The following is a 16,675-nucleotide window of genomic DNA, read 5'->3' on the forward strand; positions in this document are numbered from 1 at the left end:
CGCCGAGGTCGAAGCTGAGGGTCGCACCGGCGTCGGCGGTGAGCGTGGCGTCGTCGTGCCGGGCGTCGGTGCGGAGGAAGAGCGTGTTGGTCTCGGCCCGGATCGTGCCGCTGTTGTCGAAGAGCTCGCCACCGGTCCCGTCGCGCCGGAGCTGGGCGCTGCTGGTTTCGACAGGCGCGGTGAGCACGCCGGTGTTGGTCCAGGTGGCGGCGTCGCTGAGGGTGAACTCTTCCTGCTCCCAGCGCACCGTGCCCGCGTTGACGAACGCGGTCGCCGCGCCGCTGACGCCGCGCGAGTTGAAGTTGACGCCGTTGAGCACGACCAGGCCCTCGTTGGTCAGCGTGCCGGCGGTCAGGAAGCCCTCCTGCCACTGCATCCCTTCATCCGCCAGGCTCCACACGGCCCCGGCCTCGGCCTCGATCGCGGCGTCGACAAGGACCTCGCCCTCGGGCGCGCCGGTGGTGGTGCCGGCGAAGGTGTGGGTGCCGAGGTCGAAGCTGAGGGTCGCACCGGCGTCGGCGGTGAGCGTGGCGTCGTCGTGTCGGCTGTCGGTGCGGAGGAAGAGGGTGTTGGTCTCGGCCCGGATCGTGCCGCTGTTGTCGAAGAGCTCGCCACCGGTCCCGTCGCGCCGGAGCTGGGCGCTGCTGGTTTCGACAGGCGCGGTGAGCACGCCGACGTGTTGCCACAGCGCCCCGTTGCGGAGCGTGAACTCCTCGCGTTCCCAGGTGACGGTGCCTTCGGTTCGGAGGACGGAGGCGACTCCGTCAACGCCGCGCGTGTTGAAATTGACGCCATCGAGGACGACCTCGCCCTCGGCTGTCAGCGTAGCCCCCGAGAGGAAGCCGGCCGACCATTCCACGACGCCGTTCGCGCTCACCGTGCTGGCCGAGGCGATCACGATGCCCTGCGACGTGTCGAGCGTCTGGGTTCCGGTGGCGGCTCCGAAGGTGAACGAGTTGACATCGATGGCAGCCCCCGACGTGTGCGCGACGGTGTAGGTCCCGGCGAGCGTGACGCACGCGTCGTCGGCCGGGCCGGGGACCGCGCCGCCGCTCCAGTTGGCGGCGTCGTTCCAGTCACCGCCAGCCGCGTTGGTCCAGTTCGTAGTGCAGGGCTGCGCCCACGCAGGAGCCGCCGCGAGCAGGACGATCAGCAGCGTGAGGAGGGAAGGGAGAAAGCGTTGCATGGTAGCGTCTGTTGAGGGTGGTCAGGGAGGAAGAGAGCGTCTCGCCCGTAGATGCGACCTTTTGGCGGCGGTGGGGTCACGGGGCACGCTGTTTCTTCGCGGTTCTCAAACGGAAGCGCCCCCGGCCTCTGGGTGAGAAGCCGGGGGCGCTGGTTGACGCAGCGTGCGGAACGATCAGCGCACGAGCGTGACGCGCTGCATCGCCGCTTGGCCTGCGCCCGTCGCCCGCACGAGGTACACCCCGCTCGGCAGACCCGACGCGTCCCACACCACGCGGTGCGTCGCCGCCTCCACCTCCTCGTTGAGGAGCACCGCCACCCGGCGGCCGAGGGCGTCGTACACGGCCACCGCCACGCGCCCCGCCTCCGGCACGTCGAGCCCGAAGGTCGTCTGCGCCCGGAACGGGTTCGGGTAGGCCGCTGCCAGGCCGAACGCCTCAGGCACCGCCGACGAGGACGCCTCAACGGGCTTGTCCGTCTCGGCTCCAGCCGTCTCTGCACCGACCACCTCCACCGGCCGATCCGAGACCGCCATCAGCACCGCGCCGTCGGCACCGAGCCAGGGCGTCGCCGCCGAGAGCGTCCACATGCCGTCGCCACTTTCGACCTCCCGACTACCCGAGGTCACGATGACGGTGAAGTCCACCTGGTCGACGACGGTGTTCGGGAATTGGCCGATCTTGACCGAGTACGTGTACGTCCCGTTCGGCGCGAAGCCTGGAATGCCCTGCGTGAAGCTCAGCGCGGGCGAGGAGGCGTTGGCCGGGAGCGTCCCCGAGAGGATCACGCCCTGCGCCAGCGTCGCCGCCCCGAGCTTGGCCTCGAAGAACACGTCGCCCGAGATCGGGGCCGTCGTGTTGTTGGTGACGACGTAGGCGAAGTCGATGGCCCCGGGCTTGGCGACGACGACGGGGTCGCCGGTGGGGTCGGTGTTGACCGCGACGAGGTCGAAGTTGGGCACCGTCAGCACCTCGACCGTGACCTGGTCGGCGTCCTCGTCGATGTCGATGTCGAAGGTATAGCCGAACGGGCCCTCGACGGCGTCGAAGGTGCCGGTGAGTTCGCCGCCTGCGGTGAGGATGGTGTAGACGTCCCCGATGGCAGGCGCGTCGCCGACGGCGACGGACAGCTCCAGCGTGCCGGCGAGCGTGGCGTTGCCCGCGACGGCGAGCTGGTCGTAGTCCTCGCCGGCGGTGGGCGGATCGCCGCCGCCGATCTCGATGAAGAGCGTGGCTGCGGCGTCGGGAGCCCAGTTGTTCTGCCAGGCGAGCGTGCCGGGCGAGGTGCCGGGGCCGGTGTCGCCGAGCTGGGCGAACGCCGAGTTGATGACATCGAACGTGCCATCGCCCTGGATGAGCGCGCCCGCCGCGTGGTTGAACGCTCCGTTGACATCTAGCTCGCCGCTCTCGACACTGACCGTGCTGCCCGCGTTGTTGTTGAACGTGATGCCACCGCTGACGCTGCTCGTCCCGGTACCGCTGGACTTGCGGAAGAGCCCGTTGTTGGTGAAGACGTTGCCACCGTTGAAGATGCTGAAGTCGGCATCGCCCTGAATGTCGAACGTACCCGAGGCCGCGTTGACGAACTGGCTCGCCCCGCCGAGGAAGCGCAGCGCGCCCGTGTCGGTCATCTCGACGAGCCCTTCGTTGGTGAGGGTCGCGTTGCCGTTGATGTCTTTGGTGCCGGTGGTCGTCAGGCGCAGCAGGCCGGCGTTCGTCACGGTGCCGACGTTGCCGCTCTGCCACGCGAAGCCCGTCCCGCCGAAGTCGACGGTACCGCCGGCGAGCGTCGCGCCGGCGTCCATGCGGACGGTCCCGGCCGGGTTGCCCGAGATCGTGCCGACGATGGTATGCAGGCCCCCGTTGAAGTAGACCTCCGCATCAGCGGCAGCCGTGAACGTGGCGTCCTCGTGCGTGCTGTTCCCGTCGAAGCGGATCGTGCCGGTCTGGGCCTGCACGAGGGCGTTGTTGTTGAAGGCGACGGCGCCGTTGCTGAGGATGCTCTGCCCGGTGCCGCCGGACTTGCGGAAGAGCCCGTCGTTGGTGAAGGTGTTACCACCGTTGAAGTTGCTGAAGTCGGCGTCGCTCTGGAGGTCGAACGTCGCCCCGGCCGCGTTGACGAACTGGCTCGCCCCGCCGAGGAAGCGCAGCACGCCCAGATCGGTCATCTCGACGAGCCCCTCGTTGGTGAGGGTCGCGTTGCCGTTGAGGTCTTTGGTGCCGGTGGTCGTCAGGCGCAGCAGGCCGGCGTTCGTCACGGTGCCGACGTTGCCGCTCTGCCACTCGAAGCCCGTCCCGCCGAAGTCGACAGTACCGCCGGCGAGCGTTGCGCCGGTGTCCATGCGGACGGTCCCGGCCGGGTTGCCCGAGATCGTGCCGACGATCGTCTGCACGCCCCCGTTGAAGTAGACCTCAGCCCCGGCAGCGGCTGTGAACGTTGGGTTGTCGTGCGTGCCCGCGCCGTCGAAGCGGATCGTGCCGGTCTGGGCCTGCACGAGCGCGTTGTTGTTGAAGGCGACGGCACCGTTGCTGAGGAGGCTGAGGCCCGTGCCGCCGGACTTGCGGAAGGTGCCGTTGTTGGTGAATGTGTTGCCGCCGTTGAAGTTGCTGAAGTCGGCGTCGCTCTGGAGGTCGAACGTCGCCCCGGCCGCGTTGACGAACTGGCTCGCTCCGCCGATGAAGCGTAGCGCGCCCGTGTCGGTCATCTCGACGAGCCCCTCGTTGGTGAGGGTCGCGTTGCCGTTGAGGTCTTTGAGGCCACTGGTCGTCAGGCGCAGCAGGCCGGCACTCGTGACGTCGCCGCCGACGTTGCCGCCCTGCCACGCGAAGCCCGTCCCGCCGAAGTCCAGTTCGATCCCAGGCAGGTCGGCCTGGAGCGTCGCGCCGGCGTCCATGCGGACCGTCCCGGCCGGGTTGCCCGAGATCGTGCCGACGATCGTCTGCACGCCCCCGTTGAGATAGACCTCAGCCCCGGCAGCGGCTGTGAAGGTCGGGTTGTCGTGCGTGCCCGCGCCGTCGAAGCGGATCGTGCCGGTCTCGGCGACGACCGTGGCGTTGTTGTTGAAGGCGACGGGGCCGTTGCTGAGGATGCTCTGCGCGGTGCCGCCGGACTTGCGGAAGAGCCCGTCGTTGGTGAAGGTGTTGCCACCGTTAAAGTTGCTGAAGTCGGCGTCAGACTGGAGGTCGAACGTCGCCCCGGCGGCGTTGACGAACTGGCTCGCCCCGCCGAGGAAGCGCAGCGCGCCCGTGCCTGCCATCGTGGTGAGCGCTTCGTTGCGGATCGTTGTGCCGCCGCCGATGTCCTTCGTACCGCTCGTGGAGAGCGCGAGGAGACCGTTGTTGGTCAGCGGCCCGGCACCGTTGACGGTGCCTCCCTGCCAGTCGTAGACCCCGCGTGCCCGGACTGTGCTCGCACTGGCGAGGGTAAGGAAGCGGCTCGCGTTGCGGAGCGTCTGCGTGCCTGCGCCGGAGGTCCGCCCGAGCGTGAGGCGGTTGACGCTCGCGTTTACGTCGAGCGTGACGACGTAGGTGCCGGCCAGGATGATGCAGGCGTCGCTGGAGGGGCCGGGGACCCCGGCCGACCAGTTGGCTGCGTTCGAGAAGTTGCCGCCTGCGGCGTTGGTCCAGTTGGTGGTGCAGGACTGCGCCTGCGCCGGGCTGAGCCAGCCGGCGAGCGCGAGGGCTACGGCGAGCAAGCCGAGCCGGTGAAGAGGATAGGGACGATGCATGGAGTACCTCCCGGTACGGATGGTTGCGAAGGGTTGAAGAGAACGGAGGGACGGCTGCATCGCCGGCGGTGGACCACTCCAGCCAAGAAGAACGGGAAAAGCGAACGGATCGGCTCACGGCTTCTGGCGCATCTCGCTATCTCGCTCAGGCGCAATAGGTTGGTTTCGTCTTGCCTGGGAGTCAAAGTCGGCCTGCCCCTACGTGCGCTGCCTCACCCGTCGAGGTGGTTCCGTGGGGAGGCTGCCGACGCCGGACCGCAGACGCCGGACCGCAGACGGCAGCCCGCCGGCAGATCCGCGGCCTCCCTAGCGCGTCAGCGCCTCGAACGGATTGACTGCGTTGCCCCCCCATCCGCTGCCGCCGCGCCGCTGCCGCCAGATAGCGAAGTGCAAGTGCGGCACGGCCGCGTCCGCGTTCCCCGTCGCGCCCACCGTGCCGAGCACGTCGCCCGCGCGCACGGCCTGCCCGGCTTCCAGGCTGTCCGCGTAGGCGTCGAGGTGGGCGTAGTAGTAGACGTAGCGCCCGTCCGGGCCGAGCTGGTAGACGGTCAGGCCGCCGAGGGTGCTGGTGTGGAGGCGGACGATGCGACCGTCGGCAGCGGCTACCACCGGCGTCCCGGTCGGCGCGAGGATGTCGAGGGCGCGGTGGATGCGGGTGCTGTCTCCCCGGAAGTCCGCGAACGTATCGACGAGGTCCTCCGGCTCGGTGCCCACCACAGGAATGAGGAGCGGGTAGGCTGGCGGCGCGGCGGCGTCCGGTGCCACCGGCAGCACGACCGGGACCGGAAGCGGATCTATCTGGAAGAGGACGGTGGCCCGGGCAGAATCCGGCGTCTCGGCCGGGGCTACGCTCTCGGCAGCGGGGACCGCCTCCGGCGAGGCCGCCGGCTCCTCGTACGCGGCACCGGTGTCCGGCCCCGTCGCCGTCGTTGCGCGCCCGAGCCAGGCCCCGGCCAGCAGGAGCAGGCTGAGTGCCAGGAGACCGGGAAAGAGAGCAGGGGCGTCCTCGCGTGGGGGAGGCATGGGGTGCAAACTAAGCCCGCGCCCCGTGCCGCGAGGCCGTCTCGCTGAACCGGAGCGAAGAGAGGCGAAATGTCGGGTACAACCCGCCGACGTATTCGTCCCTTTTCGGTGTCAGTTGAGTTTTTTTTGCTTAGCCCCTTGCAAAAGTCCTCGCCCGTGTGCACCTTAGGGGTCCCTTCATGAGCGAAGTTACTGCCGTCCTGGACGGGAATAGTCCTCGGCCGGGGCTGGTAGCGCTTCCCTTCACCTAACCCTTACCAACATGCTACGTACGCTCACTACAACCCTCGGCGCGCTTCTGCTCGCCGTCTTCGTTGCGGCTCCGGCGGCCTTCAGCCAGCCAGTCGTCACCTTCAGCGGTGACACCTCGGACGACCCCGTCTACGCGCGGGCGTCCAGCGCCGACCCGGCCTTCTGCGCGCCGTCTACCTTTGCCACCGCGGTCGCTTTCGAGACGCAGAGTTTCATGGTCCCAGCAGACGGTGACTACGCTGTCCAGGTGGACGACACGCCGGGCTACGACGAGTACCTCTATCTCTACGAGGGCAGCTTCGATCCGGACTCCTCGACGGTGTGCGACAACCTTCTCGCGCTCGACGACGACATCGCCGGCTTCGGTTCCGGCTCGCGCATCGAGAGCATCAACCTGACGGCGGGGACGAGCTACATCGCCGTCATCACCGGGTTCGCCAATGCCGACGCCGGTCCCTACACGGGCTTCGTCGAAGAGAACGACCCGCCGCCGGCGGACGAGGCCGGCGACATCGTGAACGAGCCCGCTGCCGACGCCGTAGGCCAGACGACGATCATCGGCTTGATCGCCGACGACGCCGACGAGGACTGCTACGCCATCGAGATCACCGACGCCGCGAACTTCTCGGCGACGGTCGTCGACTACGACGAGACCGACACCCAGCTCTTCCTCTTCGACGGCGACGCCGACGGCGTCTACTACGACGACGACGGCGGCCTGGGGCTGCTCTCGGCCATCACGCCGGACAGCGTGGCCGCCAACGGCGGCATGATCAGTAACGGCGATGCCCTGCTCTGCATCACCGACTTCAACAACGACGCGCTGAACTCCGACGGAGACGAGATCTTCCCCGAGTTCACCGACCCCAACGGCGACGAAGGCCCGCCGGCGGTCACCAACATCGCGCTCGCCGACTGGAACGACGCCGGCTCCGTCGCCTTCGGCGGTGCTAACTACGAGATCGCGCTGACCGGCGTCACCGGCGGCGGCGGCCCGAACTTCGACCTGACAGCCTCGCTGAGCACCACCACGGTGGCTCCGGGTGGCTCCATCACGGTCAACTTCACCGTCGACAACAACACGGCCAGTGCGGTCACCGGCGACCTGTTCTTCACGGCCGCGCCCGGTGGTCTTCAGGGCAACGTCTTCAACGACGTCACGGTCGCAGGCGGGGCCTCGGTCTCGAACAGCTACGTGCAGAACGTGCCGCCGAGCGCGCCTCCGGGGACGTACACCTACACCGTCCGCATCGGCCAATTCCCGGGCACGACGGTTGACTCCGAAGCCTTCACCGTGACGGTGACCGGCTCGGCGCGCGGCCTGGACCTCGACGCGGCGATGGCTGAGGCCAAGCTGACGCGCGACGAGAGCCTCTACAAGGCGGCGCTCAAGGAGGTCGGCGAGTGGACGGCCGTAGCGGCGCGTCCGTGGACCTCGGAGAGCACGGTCTCCGCTGCTGCGCGCGCCGAGTTCGGGGCCTTCCCGAACCCGTTTGCCCGCACCACCGAGATCGGCTTCGAACTCGACAAGGCGACCGACGCCTTGCTCGTGGTCTACGACGTGCGCGGCCGCGAGGTCGCCACGCTCGTCGACGCCGCGATGGACGCTGGCCAGCACAGCGTGACGTTCGACGCGTCGGACCTCCCGAGCGGGGTATACGTCTACCGCTTGCAGGCAGGCGCGCAGGTGGAGACGGGCCGAATGACGGTGCTGAAGTAAGCAGCCGCGTAGGATGACTTGACGGCTTCGGCTGTCGGGACGGGCCGGTGGAGCACATGCTCCACCGGCCCTTTTCGCGCGCAGCCGTAGCTTCAGGCCGCGGCGCGGAGGAACCGATGCCGCAGGGGAACGCGCACGAGCGCACCGCTGCGCGAGGTCAGGGTGACCGCGTCCTCGCCGTCGTGGGCGTAGACCTCGGCGACGTGGTCGAACATGGCCGGCACGCGGGCGACAGCGTGGATGCAGGCTACGCGGAACGGGCCACCGGCGAGCGAAACGTACGTCGGGATGCCCTGCTCCGAGAGTGGGTTGGAGGCCGCCGACTCGGCGAGGCCGAGGTGGAAGTAGGCGGTGGCGTCGGCCAGCCCGAGCACGCCCGCGTGGCGCCCGCTCCACGGCGCGTAGTGCCGGCCTCCGTTCGAGAACCAGAGGACCGTCTGCCGCAGCACGCCGGGGTCCCGGAGCGCGAACCAGACGAAGCCCGCCTCGGGAAACGTCACCGCCGTCCAGGCGAGCGGCAGGGTGGGGTCCGAGGCGAGCGCGACGAGGTCGTCGTAGCCCCGCCGCGCCGGGAAGCGGCTGAGGTCGGCCTGGCTGCCCGCCACCGTCGGCACCGCGTCGAGGGCTTCGAACGAGGCGTCCGGCGCGAGGACCGAGTAGCCACCTCGTGCGGGGTCTTCGAGCGGCACGGGCGACGTGCGGCCGAGCACGAAGGGGCTCGTGGCGAGCAGGCCGCTGCCCTCGGCGTCGGGGCACCGCAGCATGGCCTGGTGCCCGAGGCTCATCGGTCCCGTCATGCCGGTGACCGAGTGGCGCTGGTAGAGCGCCGTGTGCCCGTCCACGAGCGTGATCTCCTTCCGCACGCGCCCCTTGCGCGCGGCCGGGTCGAGACGGAGGCGCAGCGAGACGGCGTCGCCCTCGCGCTGCGCGCCGTCGAAGGTCCAGCGCTCGTTCGCGGTCTCGCCGTGCGGCGGGTGAACCTCGCCGTTGAAGGACGACGCGTTCCCGCCGAAGGGCAGGCAGAAAAAGTCGCCCCGGAGCGCGCGCAGCACAGGCAGCAGGTGGCCGGTGGCCGGCTCCTCGGCCCACGGGGCCACAGCGTAGGGGTGGAGGTTGCGGTCGCCGAGCCGGAACGTCGTCGGACCGAGGTGCCCGCCCTGCTCCGTGACGAACGTTTCGACGTTCGGGCCGGTGAGGCGCCACGACGGCTGGCCGTGGACGCTCTGGAGCGAGCCGTGAAGTACAGATTCCATCGAGTGGGGGTGAGCGGGTGAGCCTCCTGACCGGCGCGGAAGATATCGGCGGTGCTGCGCCGTTTCCGCATGCAGGATGCGTTCCCGTGGAGAGGCCTGGCATGGTACTTTTTCGGCAGCCGCCACCGCCGCCGAAGCGCTCGCCGGCGGGTCGTACCTTCGAGAACGTTCTCGCTGCTTTCCTCTTGCCGGCTTCATGGCTGTGACGCCTCCCGCCCAGACGGAGCCGTTCGACGTTTTTCTGACGCACGCAGAGCAGGCGGCCCTGTCCGTCCGGCAGGCGCTGGCGGACACCTTCTGGGACCGCCTGGAACGGACTCCGCTCGTCGAGGGCGACGCCGTCGTGTTTCTCTACCGGGGCGAGGCCCGCACGGTCCGGCTCCTGGGCGACACGAACAGCTGGAACCGGCCGGACCCACTGCGCCGGATCGAGGGGACAGACCTATGGTTCCGCCGCGAGCCCGCCGAGCCCGAGGCGCGCCTGGAATACCTCTTCCTGGTGGACTCCGAAGCCGAGGGGTTCGGGGCCGAGACGGCCGGGACGCCGGACCCGACGAACCCGCACCGGGTCCTGAGCGCCTTCGGCCCGTTCTCCGAGGTGGCGATGCCCGGCTACGCCTATCCCGAGGTGTTCGCCCCAGTCCGCGACGGTACGCCGGGGTCGGCCGCCGGGCTGGACCGCCACGTCCTCCCCGCGGGCGCGCTGCCCTACGCGCACGAGGCGCTGGTCTACACGCCGCCCGGCTACGCGCGCGACGAGGCGGCCCGCTACCCGACCGTCATCTTCCTCGATGGGCAGGACTACGTCGCCTTCGCCCACGCCCCGGCCGTGCTCGACTGGCTGGCGAACCGGGGCGAGGCCGTGCCCGTCGTTGCCGTCTTCCTGGACCCGCCGAACCGGCACAGCTACACCGCCCCCAACCGGGCGACCGAGTACGCCTTGAACGACGACTTCGTGGCCTTCCTGGCCGGCGAACTCGTGCCGTTCGTCGACGCCCGCTACCGGACCCAGGCTGCGCCCGAGGCCCGCCTCGTCGTCGGCGACTCGTACGCCGGACTGGCGGCGGTCTACGCGCCCCTGCGGCGCCCGGACGTATTCGGGGGAGGATACAGCCAGTCTGGCTACCACTCCTATCAGAACAATAGGTTAGTCCGTATCTTGCGGGAGGCTGAGGCTCCCCCGATTCGGCTCTGCCTCGACGTCGGGACGTACGAGCGCAGCGTCGGTGCCGGGCTCCTCCCTGACGACGAGACCGACTTCACCGCAGCCAACCGCCGCCTCCAGGCAGCGCTCGCCGCGCGCGGGTACGACGCCGAGTACGCCGAGTACCCGGAGGGGCACACCTGGGGTACCTGGCGCGCGCACCTGCTCGACGCGCTGCCCCACTTCTTCCCGTCTCACAAGCGGTAGGCGTGATGCGATTCGGCATGGATTTCGGCGGGACTAACCTCAAGGCGGGCGTGTTCACCGAGTCCGGGGAGAGCGTCGTCTTCGAGCAGACCCCGCTGCGCGCCCACCTCCAGGGCGACCTGCTGGACAACCTCATCGTCTACGCGCTGCGCCTGACCGGCGGCTACGACCTCACCGTGGGCGGGCTTGCCATCAAGGGCCTCGTCGACTCCGGCGCGGGCCGCGTCGTCGAAGACCTCGGCGAGGGCAACCTCCTAGCGGGGGCCGACCTGCGCGGGGCGTTCGGGCGAGCCCTCGGCATTCCGTTCGCCGTCGAGAATGACGCGCGAGCGTACGCGTGGGGCGAATGGCGCTTCGGGGCGGGGCAGGGGACGGCGGTGATGGTCTGCTTCACGCTCGGCACGGGCGTGGGCGGGGCCACCGTGGCGCACGGCGCGCCCTACATCGGGGCCGACCCGCTCAGCGGCATCCACGGCGGCCACCTCACCATCGACCGGAACGGGCCGCGCTGCCCCTGCGGCAGCCGGGGCTGCCTCGAACTCTACTGCTCGGCGACGGCCTTCAGGGCACGCGTCGAGGACGCGCACCTGGACCTCCCGTCGGCCGTCGGGGCCACGCTCCCCGCCTTCTTCGAGGCCGTCCGCACACACGGCGCGCCGTACCAAGCCACGCTCGACCGCTACCTCGACGACCTCGCGCTCGGCGTCGTCAACGCGGTCCACGCCTTCGGGCCGGACCTCGTCGTGCTCGGCGGCGGCGTGATGAACAGCGCCGACTGCATCCTGCCAGGCCTCGCCGAGCGCGTCGGCGCGGCGGCATGGACGGTCCCGCGCGGCGGCGTCCGCGTGGCGGCGGCGGCACTCGGCAGCCGGGCCGCGGCGCTCGGCGCGGCGTTCCACCCGTCGCTGGAGCACCCCGCCGGCATGCCCCGGCCATCGCCGACAGGCTAGAGGGGGAAATAGGCTACAGTAGTTAGTGTAGCACGCCTGCAAGCTGAGCCCTATATTCTCAACGTGCGGAGCCCAGCGACGGGCTTCCAGAAACGATTACGAAGGCTCAGCACGGGGTAGGGCAGGGGACTCTATCCGGCACACGGCAGCTCGGCATTGTCTCTCTGATCACGCTGCTGAGCTACTGACCAGGGCGATGGTATGATCGATCTACTCACGCGGCACGCGGGCCGAGGACTCCTCGTGTGCCTGCTGGCCGCTTCCGGCGTCCGTGCGCAGCCCGAAGCGGCCGCGCCGCCGGAGGCTGGAGGCCAGGCCGAGACGAGTCCGGCGCGCGAAGGCTACCTCGCCCACCGAGTGGACGGCGAGATACAAGGCCTCGTCTTCTTCCGCATCACGGACGACGGGTTCTTGATGCTGCGCGAGGGCACCGACGAGACGGCTCCGACCGTCACCCTTCCGTCGATCACGGCTCGGACCATCATCGAGCAGATGAACCGGGAGCTCGGGGAAAGCGCCTCCTCTGATCGCGAGCGCCTCGGAGTCGACCTCTTGGGGAACACGCTGTGGGTCCGGTGGGCCAAGCAGATGAGCGTGCTCTGGGTGCTGGCCGCCGGCCTGCTGGCGGGGCTGGCACTGGCCGCGTTCGTGGTCTGGCTGCGGTTCCGGCGCAAGCAGACCGAGCTGCAGCGCCTCGCCGAGTCGCGCGCCCACCTCGCCGCCGGGCAAGAGGCCGAGCGCGGCCGCCTAGCCCACGAACTGCACGACGGCCCGCTCCAGGACCTCCACGGGATCAAGATGCAGTTCGGCGCGCTCCGCCAGGCCTTGCCCGGACCGGCCGCTGCAACCGAGCCTGCCGAGGCCTCGTCTGCTCCGGCTGACACTACGCACGACACCGAGGTGCTGGAAGAGGACCTCGTCACCGTGATCGCCGAACTCCGAGCCATCATGTCGGACCTGCACCCTCCTGCGCTCAGGCCTTTCGGGCTGGCCGCGGCGCTGCGTGGCCACCTGAAGCGGTTCCGCCTGCGCTACCCGGCCCTGGCCTGCGACTTCGCCAGCGACGATGCACCGCTCGACCTCTCGCAGGAGACGCGCCTCGTGCTGTTCAGGGTGTGCCAGGAGGCCCTCAGCAACGCGGCGAAGCACGCCCACGCGAGCCGGGTGGAGGTCTCGCTCCGGGCCGAGCGCGGTCGCGCCGTGCTCCGCGTCGCCGACGACGGCCGGGGGTTCACCGAGGCCGAGCGCCAGGCCTTCCCGGAGCAGGGGAGCTTCGGCCTCTCCAACATGGCGGCCCGGGCCGAGGCCATCGGCGCAGACCTGGAGATTGACTCGGTGCCCGGCCAGGGCACGACGATCACGGTCACCGCGCCCCTCGACGGCGGCACGCCTGCGCCGCGTCCGCTCCGCTTCATCAGGCGCCGTGCGCGCCGCACCCCGGCGAGCACGCCCCAGGCGGCCTAGCACCGGGGCTCCGTGCGAGGCCCCCACGCACCGATGGATCACCGCTCGGCAGAGCGCACAACATCCCACAGCGTATGAAGACGCCCGTCCGCATCGTGCTGGCAGACGACCACCCCTCGGTCCGGGCAGGCCTCCGGACGGCCATCGAAGCCCAACCCGACCTCGAGGTCGTCGGCGAGGCGTCGGACGGCCCCGGAGCCCTCGCCATGGTCCGCGACCTAGACCCTGACGTTCTCGTGCTCGACATGCGCATGCCGGGGCAGTCCGGGGTCGAGGTGGCACGTACGCTGCAGGAAGCAAAAACCCGCACCCGCATTCTCGCCGTTTCGGCCTACGACGACGAGGCCTACGTGCAAGGCCTGCTCACGAGCGGGGCTGCCGGGTACATCACCAAGGAGAAACCGGTCGAGGTCATCGTCGAGGCCGTGCGCGCCGTGGCCCGGGGCGAAGGGCGCTGGTTCGTCCGCCCCACCAAGCCCGACGACCCGCCGATCACGCGGCGCGAGCAGGACGTCCTCCGCCTGATGGCAATGGGCGAGACGAACGACAAGATCGCCCTGGCGCTCGGCCTGTCGGAAAACACGATCCGCAACCACATCGGGAGCATCTACGCCAAGCTCGGGGTGCATTCGTACCGCGAGGCGATTGCGTGGGCGTGGAAGCACGGCTTCGCGGACGAGTAGCGGCCGCGCTCAACCTCGCGGTCTACGGTCGGCCGTCTGCTGTTATCAAACTCAAGTTGTCTAGTAGGGGGGTTCAAGACTGAGACGGCAGACCGCAGACGGCGGACCGCTGGTTCCAGCACCTACGGCGGTCTGCCGTCCCCCGGATCGGTGTCCGGGGCAGGTTCTGTCTGCGGTCAACAGGCACGATGGATGGGCAGGGCACAACTGGGGTTATCAAGGTCAGCCTCTCGCCCTGCGGTGGCTGTGGGTTCACCATGCCCTCCAGGGCGACGCGCGTCGGGCGGGCATAGTACATACGCACTATGTGGCCGGGTAGCAGGGACTGGGTCTGTGGGGCTCGTGTCCTGCAGCACAATGTGCGATTCGACCACCAGAATTGTCCCTGCGTGCTACGGGCGGCCGAGCGGGAATCTCTAGGTTGGACTTGTCCGCCAGAAAGCATGCGGACAGCGCTCTACACGATCCTCCTAGACCCGACTAGCCATGCACACCCTCTGCCCCCCTACTGCCCTCCTGCACCGCTGCCGCCGCGGCACCGTCCTCGTTCTCCTGGCCGGCCTGCTCGCGGTCACCGGCTGCGACTCGGCCGACGACAACCCGGAGGCCGCCGCCGATCTTCCCCTCTCGGCCCAGGCTCAGCGGAACAACACCGTCGTCATCGAGGCACCCGGCAGCGTGAAGGGAGACTTCCTGCTCTACCCCGTCGACGTGCCGCCCGGCGGTGAGTTCATCATCGACCTCGTCACCGGCCCCGCTCCCCACGACGTGCTCGCCAGCGTGCTCCACCGCGGCCTGAAGGACGGCCGGACCGAAGTCGAGGTCGACATGAGCGGAATGGGCGGCCTCTTCAACGTCGAGATGCGGCTGGACGAGAGCGTCCGGCACACCAGCGCTTCCCTCTCGGCCGCACAGCCGCAGACGGTCGGCTCGCTCCGGGAGAGGCCCACCTCGTTCCACTTCGAGATTGTCCAAGAAGGCGACGAGCAGGTGATCGTGGTGGCCGTAGACTACGACCGCGCCGCTGTCGGCGGCGACGGCGTGGCATGGGTCACCCCCGAGGGCGGCGAGATCCCGGTGCCTGCCACCTTTCTCGACATCGTCCCGCAGAATAGGCTGGACGCCTCCACCGAGATCGCCGGCGTGCGAATGCGGGGTATCGGAACAGGTGAGATCGTCGTCGCCGAGCAGCACGTCCAGTAGGGCTGCCGAGCGACCCGTACCGAGGCCAGGCGTCCCACCACCCTGACCTCGCACGCCCTCGGCGAGGCGGTGCCCGACACCACGGGGCACCCCTCGCCGAAGGGCGTTTTGCGTAGCGGTCCTGGGCGGGAGCGTGACTTCGGGTCCCGGAGCAGCGGCTTGGAAGGCGGAGGTTGCACCGGACCACCCGTTCCTCAGCACGCGCTTCTATGTCTTCCCTGCACGCTCGGTACCCTGCCTTGCTCTTTCTCGTCTTCGGCCTAGCCGCTGCCGGCTGCGTCCCGGGCAGTGCCACGGTGCGTTACGACCACCGGGGGCCGGCGGCCCGCCACGCGCTGCCCCGGGCCGAGCACCGAGCGCGCGCCCGGGTCAGCCGGGACGCCCGCCGCCACGTCCGCGAGCTGGACCGCGTCCTCCGCCTCGACCGGCGGCAGGAGCGCCGCATCGCCCTGCTCCTCACCGACCGCGCCGTGGACCGCCTCCGGCGCACATCTCCCCGAAACTGGAGCCGGGCCAACCCATTCCCACGCCGCTACGCCGACCGGTCCACCTGGGCCTGGTGGCACCGCACCGACCGCCGAATCGAGCGCGAACTCGACGTCCGCCAGCGCCGCCTCTACCGCGAGGTCGTGCGCCGAAGCGAGTACCGCGCCCGCCGCCAGGCTGACCGGTACGATGACGGCTATCGGGGGCGCGACTGAGAGTACGGTCCCGCTGCATCCTCCCGGGTGATGCAGGCCGCGCGCTAGGCCCTGCCTCGTGATTTGGAGCGGGAGGCGAGAACGAGGCAGCGGAGCCGCGCCCGAGGCAGCCGAGGAGACCAATGCTGGAGCATCGGACGACGAGACCAACGCAGGGCGCGGTTTCGGTGGCCGTTCGCAGCCCGTGAGCGATTTACGAGACAGGGCCCAGTCCTCTGGTACGTTGAGACGGACAGGCTTTCTTCTTTGCCATCCCGGACCCCGATCCGGGATCTGAGGCGTGGCCCGTAGATGGGCTGCGCCGCTGCTGCGCGGTCTGAACCACGTTCAGGATGACCTACCTGTCAACGTGAGCTTGTCGCAGCACTAGGACGGGTCGAAGCTCTGCTCGCCAGCCGGGACCGGCAGCGCCAGCCGGTTCTCGGGCGGCGGGAGCGGGCAGCTGTAGGCCGGATTGTAGACGCAGTAGGGGTTGTAGGCGTAGTTGAAGTCCAGCACGTAGCGCCCGTCGGCGGTGGGGTCGAGGTCGAGGTAGCGCCCGGCGGCGTAGGTCGAGCGGCCGCTCGTGGCGTCCATGAACGGGATGAAGAGGCGAAGCGGCTGCCCGCGGTCCAGGTCCGTTTCGATGGCCTGGAACGCCGTGATCTGGTAGCGCCGTGCGCCGACGGGCAGCGAGAACGTGCCGAACCGGATGTAGTCGCGCGGCTCGCCGGTGGAGGTCGCCATGCGGAGCGTATCGCGCTCCAGCGCCGGGGCCAGCGTGACGGCGAAGGCTAGTGCGGGGTCGTAGGGAAAGAAGTCGAGCGTCTCGAACCCGGCCTGCTGCGCCGGAAGCAGCGGCGACTCGGGGGAGCGGAACAGCGAGTCCTTCGCCGCGCGCCACGCCTGCCACTGCTCGGTCCGCTCGGACAGCGGCGGTAGCGGGAGCGTCTCCGGCGGGGCCGACCGGCAGGCCGCCACCAGCAGGAGGCACGGGACGAGGATGTGCGCGAGGCGCATGGCGAGTCGGGAGGTCGGGAGGTCGGGAGGTCGGGAGGTCGGGAGGTCGGGAGGTCGGGAGGTCGGGAGGTCGGGAGGTCGGGAGGGCGGGAGGGCGGGAGGTC

Annotated in this window: 12 protein-coding genes; 7 read left to right on the forward strand and 5 right to left on the reverse strand. The window is 69.9% G+C overall.

The window, feature by feature from the left end:
- From AAGI91_16070 to AAGI91_16080, 3 genes are all read right to left on the reverse strand, one after another.
- A partial coding sequence (locus AAGI91_16070) for a hypothetical protein (protein MEM1044127.1) occupies positions 1-1,186 on the reverse strand: 1,186 nt, incomplete at its 3' end.
- Positions 1,187-1,360: 174 nt separating this feature from the next.
- Positions 1,361-4,912 carry a T9SS type A sorting domain-containing protein gene (locus AAGI91_16075; GenBank protein ID MEM1044128.1) on the reverse strand — a complete coding sequence of 1,184 codons (3,552 nt, stop codon included), beginning with the start codon at positions 4,910-4,912 and terminating at the stop codon, positions 1,361-1,363.
- Positions 4,913-5,218: 306 nt separating this feature from the next.
- A complete protein-coding gene (locus tag AAGI91_16080) occupies positions 5,219-5,935 on the reverse strand; it encodes a M23 family metallopeptidase (protein MEM1044129.1) in 717 nt (238 codons plus the stop codon).
- Between the two features lie 262 nt (positions 5,936-6,197).
- On the opposite strand from AAGI91_16080, the gene AAGI91_16085 reads away from it, so the two are divergent.
- Entirely contained in the window at positions 6,198-7,907 is a 1,710-nt protein-coding gene (locus tag AAGI91_16085) for a T9SS type A sorting domain-containing protein (GenBank protein ID MEM1044130.1), read from the forward strand.
- A 92-nt stretch (positions 7,908-7,999) separates the two neighbouring features.
- Here AAGI91_16085 and AAGI91_16090 read toward each other — a convergent pair whose 3' ends face one another.
- Positions 8,000-9,160 carry a hypothetical protein gene (locus AAGI91_16090; protein ID MEM1044131.1) on the reverse strand — a complete coding sequence of 387 codons (1,161 nt, stop codon included), beginning with the start codon at positions 9,158-9,160 and terminating at the stop codon, positions 8,000-8,002.
- 196 nt (positions 9,161-9,356) lie between these two features.
- Here AAGI91_16090 and AAGI91_16095 point away from each other — a divergent pair, with 196 nt between their 5' ends.
- The 6 genes from AAGI91_16095 to AAGI91_16120 all read left to right on the forward strand — a co-directional run bounded on the left by AAGI91_16095 (position 9,357) and on the right by AAGI91_16120 (position 15,572).
- Positions 9,357-10,571, forward strand: coding sequence for an alpha/beta hydrolase-fold protein (locus AAGI91_16095; GenBank protein ID MEM1044132.1), 1,215 nt, complete (start codon positions 9,357-9,359; stop codon positions 10,569-10,571).
- Positions 10,572-10,576: 5 nt separating this feature from the next.
- Positions 10,577-11,521, forward strand: coding sequence for an ROK family protein (locus AAGI91_16100; GenBank protein ID MEM1044133.1), 945 nt, complete (start codon positions 10,577-10,579; stop codon positions 11,519-11,521).
- A 201-nt stretch (positions 11,522-11,722) separates the two neighbouring features.
- Positions 11,723-12,985 carry a sensor histidine kinase gene (locus AAGI91_16105; GenBank protein MEM1044134.1) on the forward strand — a complete coding sequence of 421 codons (1,263 nt, stop codon included), beginning with the start codon at positions 11,723-11,725 and terminating at the stop codon, positions 12,983-12,985.
- Positions 12,986-13,059: 74 nt separating this feature from the next.
- Positions 13,060-13,668 carry a response regulator transcription factor gene (locus AAGI91_16110; GenBank protein MEM1044135.1) on the forward strand — a complete coding sequence of 203 codons (609 nt, stop codon included), beginning with the start codon at positions 13,060-13,062 and terminating at the stop codon, positions 13,666-13,668.
- Positions 13,669-14,154: 486 nt separating this feature from the next.
- Complete coding sequence (locus tag AAGI91_16115; GenBank protein ID MEM1044136.1) at positions 14,155-14,871, forward strand: hypothetical protein; 717 nt, start codon at positions 14,155-14,157, stop codon at positions 14,869-14,871.
- Between the two features lie 239 nt (positions 14,872-15,110).
- Positions 15,111-15,572 (forward strand): hypothetical protein, encoded by a 462-nt coding sequence (locus AAGI91_16120; GenBank protein MEM1044137.1) that lies wholly within the window; start codon positions 15,111-15,113, stop codon positions 15,570-15,572.
- Positions 15,573-15,938: 366 nt separating this feature from the next.
- On the opposite strand, the gene AAGI91_16125 is transcribed toward AAGI91_16120, so the two are convergent.
- Positions 15,939-16,675 (reverse strand): DUF1684 domain-containing protein (locus AAGI91_16125; GenBank protein ID MEM1044138.1); only part of this gene is annotated, 737 nt, incomplete at its 5' end.

This window comes from Bacteroidota bacterium, assembly GCA_038746285.1.
Classification (GTDB): domain Bacteria; phylum Bacteroidota; class Rhodothermia; order Rhodothermales; family JANQRZ01; genus JANQRZ01.

Coding starts and splice junctions, on each gene's coding strand:
- AAGI91_16075 (MEM1044128.1), bottom strand. CDS start 4,912: ATGCATCGTCCCTATCCTCTTCACCGGCTCGGCTTGCTCGCCGTAGCC.
- AAGI91_16080 (MEM1044129.1), bottom strand. CDS start 5,935: ATGCCTCCCCCACGCGAGGACGCCCCTGCTCTCTTTCCCGGTCTCCTG.
- AAGI91_16085 (MEM1044130.1), top strand. CDS start 6,198: ATGCTACGTACGCTCACTACAACCCTCGGCGCGCTTCTGCTCGCCGTC.
- AAGI91_16090 (MEM1044131.1), bottom strand. CDS start 9,160: ATGGAATCTGTACTTCACGGCTCGCTCCAGAGCGTCCACGGCCAGCCG.
- AAGI91_16095 (MEM1044132.1), top strand. CDS start 9,357: ATGGCTGTGACGCCTCCCGCCCAGACGGAGCCGTTCGACGTTTTTCTG.
- AAGI91_16100 (MEM1044133.1), top strand. CDS start 10,577: ATGCGATTCGGCATGGATTTCGGCGGGACTAACCTCAAGGCGGGCGTG.
- AAGI91_16105 (MEM1044134.1), top strand. CDS start 11,723: ATGATCGATCTACTCACGCGGCACGCGGGCCGAGGACTCCTCGTGTGC.
- AAGI91_16110 (MEM1044135.1), top strand. CDS start 13,060: ATGAAGACGCCCGTCCGCATCGTGCTGGCAGACGACCACCCCTCGGTC.
- AAGI91_16115 (MEM1044136.1), top strand. CDS start 14,155: ATGCACACCCTCTGCCCCCCTACTGCCCTCCTGCACCGCTGCCGCCGC.